Source organism: Herbaspirillum sp. B65 (genome assembly GCF_000333555.1).
GTDB classification, from domain to species: Bacteria; Pseudomonadota; Gammaproteobacteria; order Burkholderiales; family Burkholderiaceae_D; genus Herbaspirillum; species Herbaspirillum rubrisubalbicans.
The window spans coordinates 1-7,324 of record NZ_BADI01000498.1 but is presented as its reverse complement, the minus strand read 5'-3'; the positions used below and the strand labels follow the sequence as shown (position 1 = coordinate 7,324).

The window sequence follows — 7,324 nt, the reverse complement described above, 5'->3', positions numbered from 1 at the left end:
TCGTTGCAGCTCCCGCCTGGCCTGCCTTACTTCAGATTGCCGAACGGATTCGGACCGCTGCCGCCACCACCGCTGTTGCCGCTGTCGGTAGTATCGGCCGCCGCAGGAGCGGCCTTGCGGACCACCTTGCCACGCGCGCGGGTGGCCGCAACCGGCTTGGCCGGAGCGGGCACCAGGGTGTTTTCGCCGAGACTCTCGCGCAGAATCTTGGTCAGATCCTGCGCCTCGGTCTTGACCGAGCCATTGAGCGCATTCTGTGCGCGCAAGTCACCCAGCGACTTGGTCGCCAGGCGCAGCCCGGACACCGTGAGTGCCTGAACCGTCCCGACAAACTCAACGCCCTGACGCCGGACATGCTCCAGCTGATGCTGGAGCAACTGGAGCAGGTGGAGAACGACCCCGAGATCCGCGCGCTGGTCGTGCTGCATCTGATGTCGCACTACACCGCCAACAACAGCCAGGAAACGCAAAGCTGCGTAAAGCTGGCCTCGGTGATCGAAAGACACTTGAAGGCCCTGGCCGAATTGCCCAACCTGGCGCCGGTGCTGCGGGCTACCTGCCAGCAGTTGTCGGAACAGTGGGCGCATGTGGTGGAACGGACGATGCCGCCGCCGGAAAAATTCAACTTCTTCTCGCGCATGGTCGCAGGAGCGAGATCTGTTTAGTGTCTGATAAAGCAGACAGCAAGGCGTACAATGATCGTATGTGTTTGTAACAACATCTCCGAAGGCAAGATCCATCAGGCGGTCAACGCAGGCATGACATCCATGGCTGAGTTGCGCAAGCAACTTGGCGTGGGTACCTGCTGCGGCAAGTGCCATTCCTGCGCCAAGAACGTCCTGCGCGAGTGCCTGGGCAATCCCCGACAAACACAGCAAGGCACGCGACCAGTGGTGTTCCATCCCTCGCTGGCAGCGGCCTGAACCAGATCAATGAACGCCATTTCACCGTCTCTCATGAGTCTCACCCCACCCAGCGCATTGATGCGCCAGGCACGCAAGATCGGCCCGCTGGCCCTGATCATCCTGTTGCACATCGGCTTTTTCTGGGCCCTGCAAAGCGGCCTGGTCAAGCAGGTCAGCACCGCCGTCGTTCCCAAGGAAGTGATCGCCACCTTCATCGTGCCGGAGAAGGCCCCTGAACCTGCGCCTCCCAAGGCCGAACCGGCCCCGCCCAAGCAGGTAAAGATCGTCAAGAAGGTCGTCGCCCCGCCCAAGCCCATTCCGGTGACCGAAACCCCGGCGCCGACGGCCATCACCGCCCCGCCCCAGCCGCCGCAACCGGCCGCGCCGGCACCGCAGGTGGCCGCCGAACCGACGCCGGCGCCGGCCGCCCCTCCCGGCCCGGTGCTGCCCAAGCAGATCACTTCCGGCATCGAATACATCGAAAAACCCAACCCGAGCTATCCCAGCGTGTCGCGCCGCATGGGTGAAGAAGGCGTGGTGGAATTCCGCGTGACGGTCAACACCAGCGGCCGCGCCGAAAAGGTCGAGATCACCAAGTCCTCTGGTTATGCGCGCCTGGATGATGCTGCCCGCAGCGCCGTGATGCGCGCCATCTTCAAGCCCTATATCGAAAACGGCCGTGCCATCACGGTCAGCACGGTGGGCAGCCTGGCGTTCCGCCTGAACTGAGCCAAGAACCTTGCATGGCCGGGCCCAGCCCGGCCATGCAGTCATTTCGTTTCATCATTCCCCTTATCTGATAGACCAAAATAGAAGGAAACATCATGGAAGTTAGTCCCTACGGATTGGAAAGCCTCTGGGCCCAAGGCGATTTCGTTACCAAGGGCGTGGCCGTCCTGTTGCTGGCCATGTCGATCGCGTCGTGGTACGTGATCATCACCAAGGCCTTCCAGCTGCTGCGGTTCCGCAAGGCCTCGGCCGCCGCCGGCCATCAGTTCTGGGATACCACCAGCCTGCCGGACGGCGTGGCCACGCTGGGTCAGGACAACCCTTTTGCCGACGTGGCCCGTGCCGGCGTGACGGCCATGAGCCACCACACCGCCCACAAGGGGCACCTGCATGACCAGCTGTCGGTGAGCGACTGGGTCACCCTGTCGCTGCGCCAGGCCATCGACGAAGCCTCCGGCAAGCTGCAGACCGGCATGGCGGTGCTGGCCTCGGTCGGCTCCACCGCCCCCTTCGTGGGCCTGTTCGGCACCGTGTGGGGCATCTACCACGCGCTGGTGTCCATCGGCACCACCGGCCAGGCCAGCATCGACAAGGTCGCCGGTCCCGTGGGCGAAGCCCTGATCATGACCGCCCTGGGCCTGGCCGTGGCCATTCCCGCCACTTTCGGCTACAACGCCTTGGTGCGCGGCAACAAGACCACCATCGCCAAGCTCAACAAGTTCGGCTTCGACCTGCACGCCCTGTTCGTCACCGGCGCCCGTGCCGCCGCTGAAGATGGCCAGCCCAATGGCGGCAAGGCCAAGCTGACCGCGGTCGGGAGGGCATGATGGCCATGGGTTCCCTGTCCGATTCGGACGACGACTTCAACCCCGAGATCAACACCACCCCGCTGGTGGACGTGATGCTGGTCTTGCTGATCATCTTCATCATCACCATCCCGGTGATGAACCATGCGGTCAAGATCGACCTGCCCAAGGCCAGCAGCCAGCCGGACCAGGTCAAGCCGGAAAGCATCAACCTGTCCATCGATGCGGCCGGCAACGTGTTCTGGAATGAAGAAAAGATCGACAGCAGCGAGTTGAACGCCCGCATCGCCGCTGCCGCCCAGAAGCAGCCGCAACCCGAGCTGCACCTGCGCGCCGAACGCACCACCCAGTATGAAAAGGTGGCGCAGGTGATGTCGGCAGCGCAATCCGGTGGCCTGGCCAAGATCGGTTTCGTGACCGATCCTGAAAAGAAATAGTCCACTGCGCGGCCCTCACCTGCCGCGCAAGACACCGTCAAAACCGCTGCAAACACCCGCCCCGCAAGGCGGCAACAGAAAACCTCCCGCGCCTGGCAACGGAGGTTTTTTTTGTTTTCTTGATAAAAACCACAACCAAGTTAAGAATGATTACTGCTAATTAATGATGAACAACGAAAACATCTGGTCTATGATCCGTGCGTCCGCGGTCAGGCAGCTACCCGTCACCCATAACTAACGCGGTTTCTTTCTTCCATCCATTTTTTAAAGGTAATCCCCAATGAAAGGCGATCCCGCAGTCATCAAGTTGCTCAATGCTCAACTGACCAATGAGCTCACCGCCATCAACCAGTATTTCCTCCATGCCCGCATGTACAAGCACTGGGGCCTGGACAAGATCGGCGCCAAGGAATACGCCGAATCGATCGGCGAAATGAAGCACGCCGACAAGCTGATCGACCGCATCCTGATGCTGGACGGCTTGCCCAACCTGCAAGCTTTGCACAAGCTGATGATCGGCGAGAACACGCAAGAGATGCTGCAATGCGACCTGAAGCTGGAACAGGCGGCACAAAAGACCGTCAAGGAAGGCATTGCCACCTGCGAACAGCAGGGCGACTACGTCTCCCGCGAACTGTTCCAGATGATCCTGGACGACACCGAAGAACACATCGACTGGCTGGAAACCCAACTGGACCTGATCGACAAGGTCGGCATCCAGAATTACCTGCAAAGCCAGATGTCCCCGGCCAGCGAGTAATCTTCACGCCACTGCACCCGCAGCAGGCAAACAAAAAGCGCGCTTCGAAAAGCGCGCTTTTTTGTTGTCGATGGCCTGCCCCGCTCAGATGTGCGGCACCGTCTCCTTGAAGCTGACGCGTTCGGACACCTTGTCGAACAGTCGCGCCAGTTGCGGATAATCCTCGCGCCAGGCCAGATCCGGGAAGCGGAAGGCCAGCCAGCCCAGCGCACAGCAGACGGCCACATCGGCCAGGGTGTAGTGATTACCCACGCAGAAGGGTTTCTCGCCCAGGCCATCGGCCATCGCCTTGAGCGACGCCTCGACCTTGCTCCACTGGCGCTTGATCCATTCCGGGCTCTGCTGCTTGGTGGGCCGCAGGGTCTTTTCCAGGCGCACCAGCACGGCCGCATCCAGCGTACCGTCGGCCAGGGCTTCCCAGCACTTGATCTCGGCGCGCTCCCGGCCATTGGGCGGCAACAGCTTGCCGACCGGCGTCAAGGTATCGAGGTATTCGACGATCACCCGGGAGTCGAACATGGCGCCACCATCATCCATCAAGAGGCAGGGCACCTTGCCCAGCGGATTGCTTTCTTGGATGGTGGTCGATGCGCTCCAGACATCTTCCAGGATGAATTCGTAATCGATCTTTTTTTCGGCCATCACGACGCGCACCTTGCGCACGAACGGGCTGGCATTGGAGCCGATGAGTTTTAGCATAGCGTGTGGAGTATTTATCTTGATTGATTATAACATTCGCATTTCCTGACAAATTTGTGAAGACATTTGCCAAAAATGGAATGCAACGGTCGGGCACATCTTGACCGGACCGGAAAACTGGGCCGAGCAACCTGCCGATGGTAAAATGGCGGGCTCGGGCGATTCGGGTTTTGGGGCAAATGCTTGCCAAAACTCGCCAATCTTCAGTCAACGCATCTCATCCGTTTCCATCATGTCCCTCTCTGCTCTCTCGGCCCTGTCCCCGCTGGACGGCCGCTACGCCTCCAAGACCGATAAACTGCGTCCGCTGCTCTCCGAAGCGGGCTTCATGCACCATCGCGTGAAGGTCGAGATTGCCTGGCTGCAAGCCCTGTCCGAAGCCGGCTTTGCCGAGATCAAGCCGTTCTCGGCCAGCGCCCGCGCGCTGCTGGAGCAGCTGGCTGCCGACTTCACCGAAGCCGACGCCGCCCGCATCAAGGAAATCGAAGCCGTCACCAACCACGACGTGAAGGCGGTCGAATACTGGCTCAAGGAAAAAGTGAAGGATGTGCCCGAACTGGTGGCCGCCTCCGAATTCATCCACTTCGCCTGCACCTCCGAAGACATCAACAACACCTCGCACGGCATGATGTTGAAGGCCGCGCGCGACACCGTGCTGCTGCCTTCGCTGCAAGCCGTCATCGCCAAGCTGACCGAACTGGCCCATGAACACGCCGCCGTGCCGATGCTCTCGCGCACCCACGGCCAGCCGGCCAGCCCGACCACCCTGGGCAAGGAAGTGGCCAACGTCGTGGCGCGCCTGCAACGTGCGGCCAAGCGTATCGCCGCCGTCGAGATCCTGGGCAAGATGAATGGCGCCGTGGGCAACTACAACGCCCACCTGTCAGCCTATCCGCAGACCGACTGGGCCGCCTTCTCCAAGCAAGTCGTGGAACAGCGCCTGGGCCTGGTCTTCAACCCCTACACCATCCAGATCGAGCCGCACGACTACATGGCCGAGCTGTTCGATGCCGTGGCCCGCACCAACACCATCCTCTTGGACCTGAACCGCGACATCTGGGGCTACATCTCCCTGGGTTACTTCAAGCAACGCACCAAGGCTGGCGAAATCGGTTCCTCGACCATGCCGCACAAGGTCAACCCGATCGACTTCGAAAACTCCGAAGGCAACCTGGGCATGGCCAATGCCGTGCTGAAGCACCTCTCGGAAAAGCTGCCGGTCTCGCGCTGGCAGCGCGACCTGACCGACTCCACCGTGCTGCGCAACATCGGCGTGGGCTTCGGTTACACCCTGCTGGCCTATGACAGCTGCCTGCGCGGCCTGAACAAGCTGGAAATCAACCCGCAGCGCCTGGCCGACGACCTCGACGCCACCTGGGAAGTGCTGGCCGAACCGGTGCAGACCGTCATGCGCCGCTATGGCATCGAAAATCCCTATGAACAACTGAAGGAACTGACCCGCGGCAAGGGCATTTCCAAGGATGCCCTGCGCGACTTCATCAATGGTCTGGCCATCCCGCAAGAGGCCAAGGACCACTTGCTGGCCATGACTCCGGCCAACTACATCGGCACCGCCGTGGAACTGGCCAAGCAAATCTAATTCTTCATATAAGATTTTATAAAGATGAACAAATGGCGCACAGCAATGTGCGCCATTTTTCATTTATACCTCCACAATCGTGAAGCTTTGCAAGAATTACTCGTAAAACCGGACGGCTGAAGTGCCATTTCGGCGAGTAATGCGAGCAGCCAAAGCTCTTTATACTCAGCAAGATCAACAAGAGTGGCATTTTCCCTTGCCGACCGGAATCATGACTGGTTTCGCCACGCAAGCCCGGCCTGCCCGCCCTGCCGAACCATCGCAGCGCCAGCCGCTCCAAACGCCACCAACACGCCTCCTATTTTTGTCGCCTATGGACCGCTATACCAAACCCGCCGTGCTGCTGCACTGGCTGATTGCCCTGTTGATCATCTCCGCCTTCGGACTGGGCCTGACCATGGTCGATATTCCCGGCCTGACCCCGACCAAGCTGAAGTATTTTTCCTGGCACAAGTGGCTGGGCGTGACCGTGCTGGCCCTGGCCTGCGTGCGCCTGCTATGGCGTCTCACGCACAAGGCGCCAGCCTATCCGGCCAACATGCCCGGCTGGCAGCAAGCGGCGGCGCACGGCCTGCACCTGGGCCTGTATGCACTGATGTTCGCCATTCCCGTGTCGGGCTATTTCTATAGCCTCTCTGCCGGCGTGCCGGTGGTCTATCTCGGCGTGCTGCCGCTGCCGGTGCTGATGGCCCCCGATCCCGCGCTCAAGCCGCTGCTCAAAGAGATCCACTACTGGCTCAACATGACCCTGCTGGCCGCCTTCGCCCTGCATGTGCTGGCCGCGCTCAAGCACCAGTTCATCGATCGTGACAACATCTTCAAGCGTATGCTGCCCTGAGCCCCTGCAAGGCAGGTACTACGCAAGATTATTCATATTGCTCGTTTTTTTACGGAATCCGACATGACTTTCTCCCGCTTCTTCCAACCCTCCCTCCTGGCCCTGGCCGCTGCTTCCTTTGCGCTGTCCGCCCAGGCCGCACCGCTCAAGGTGGATGCCGCCAAGAGCACCGTGGTCGCCACCTTCAAGCAGTTGAACGTGCCGGTCGATGCCAAGTTCAACAAGATCAACGCCGCCATCGACTTCGACGCCGCCAAGCCGGAACAAGGCAAGGCGACAGTCGACATCGACGTGGCCAGCTTCGACCTGGGGGATGCCGAATACAACAAGGAAGTGCAGAAGAAGGACTCTCGCTGGAGCAGGAGCTGGAGCGCGTCATGCCGGTGATCTACGCACTGCGCGACTGCGGCAAGCCATTGTCGCTGGATACCTACAAGCCCGCCGTCATGCGCGAAGCGCTGGCAGCCGAGGTGGACATGATCAATGACATCAACGGTTTTCGCGCCGAAGGTGCTATCGAGGACTCTAGAGGTTCCCCGGGACCGAGCTC

Annotated in this window: 9 protein-coding genes and 3 pseudogenes; 10 read left to right on the top strand and 2 right to left on the bottom strand. The window is 60.6% G+C overall.

Annotation, left to right across the window (positions count from 1 at the left end; genetic code table 11):
* Positions 1-26 precede the first annotated feature (26 nt).
* A pseudogene (locus tag I5W_RS32455) lies at positions 27-311 on the bottom strand (hypothetical protein); the annotation flags it as partial.
* A gap of 54 nt (positions 312-365) precedes the next feature.
* Here I5W_RS32455 and I5W_RS32450 point away from each other — a divergent pair.
* The 6 genes from I5W_RS32450 to bfr all read left to right on the top strand — a co-directional run bounded on the left by I5W_RS32450 (position 366) and on the right by bfr (position 3,637).
* On the top strand, positions 366-665 hold the full coding sequence (locus I5W_RS32450) for a hypothetical protein (protein WP_085946776.1): 300 nt from the start codon (positions 366-368) through the stop codon (positions 663-665).
* Between the two features lie 30 nt (positions 666-695).
* The gene (locus I5W_RS11990; RefSeq protein WP_017451485.1) at positions 696-923 is read left to right on the top strand and encodes a (2Fe-2S)-binding protein; all 228 of its coding nucleotides are present in this window, start codon (positions 696-698) and stop codon (positions 921-923) included.
* A 9-nt stretch (positions 924-932) separates the two neighbouring features.
* Positions 933-1,634: an energy transducer TonB gene (locus I5W_RS11985; RefSeq protein ID WP_017451486.1), complete on the top strand. Its 702-nt coding sequence runs from the start codon at positions 933-935 to the stop codon at positions 1,632-1,634.
* 95 nt (positions 1,635-1,729) lie between these two features.
* The gene (locus I5W_RS11980) at positions 1,730-2,461 is read left to right on the top strand and encodes a MotA/TolQ/ExbB proton channel family protein (RefSeq protein WP_017451487.1); all 732 of its coding nucleotides are present in this window, start codon (positions 1,730-1,732) and stop codon (positions 2,459-2,461) included.
* A complete protein-coding gene (locus tag I5W_RS11975; RefSeq protein WP_026051992.1) occupies positions 2,461-2,877 on the top strand; it encodes an ExbD/TolR family protein in 417 nt (138 codons plus the stop codon). Before I5W_RS11980 ends, I5W_RS11975 begins: the two co-directional genes overlap by 1 nt.
* A gap of 280 nt (positions 2,878-3,157) precedes the next feature.
* Positions 3,158-3,637: a bacterioferritin gene (gene bfr, locus I5W_RS11970; RefSeq protein WP_017451489.1), complete on the top strand. Its 480-nt coding sequence runs from the start codon at positions 3,158-3,160 to the stop codon at positions 3,635-3,637.
* A gap of 84 nt (positions 3,638-3,721) precedes the next feature.
* Here the strand turns inward: bfr and I5W_RS11965 are convergent, their stop codons facing one another.
* Positions 3,722-4,336 carry a glutathione S-transferase family protein gene (locus I5W_RS11965; protein ID WP_017451490.1) on the bottom strand — a complete coding sequence of 205 codons (615 nt, stop codon included), beginning with the start codon at positions 4,334-4,336 and terminating at the stop codon, positions 3,722-3,724.
* A 232-nt stretch (positions 4,337-4,568) separates the two neighbouring features.
* On the opposite strand from I5W_RS11965, the gene purB reads away from it, so the two are divergent.
* From purB to I5W_RS11945, 4 genes and pseudogenes are all read left to right on the top strand, one after another.
* A complete protein-coding gene (gene purB, locus I5W_RS11960; protein ID WP_044529392.1) occupies positions 4,569-5,936 on the top strand; it encodes an adenylosuccinate lyase in 1,368 nt (455 codons plus the stop codon).
* A 313-nt stretch (positions 5,937-6,249) separates the two neighbouring features.
* A complete protein-coding gene (locus I5W_RS11955) occupies positions 6,250-6,774 on the top strand; it encodes a cytochrome b (protein ID WP_044529389.1) in 525 nt (174 codons plus the stop codon).
* A 63-nt stretch (positions 6,775-6,837) separates the two neighbouring features.
* Positions 6,838-7,122, top strand: a pseudogene (locus tag I5W_RS11950) (YceI family protein); the annotation flags it as partial.
* A pseudogene (locus I5W_RS11945) lies at positions 7,122-7,324 on the top strand (dihydropteroate synthase); the annotation flags it as partial. The pseudogenes I5W_RS11950 and I5W_RS11945, both read left to right, overlap by 1 nt.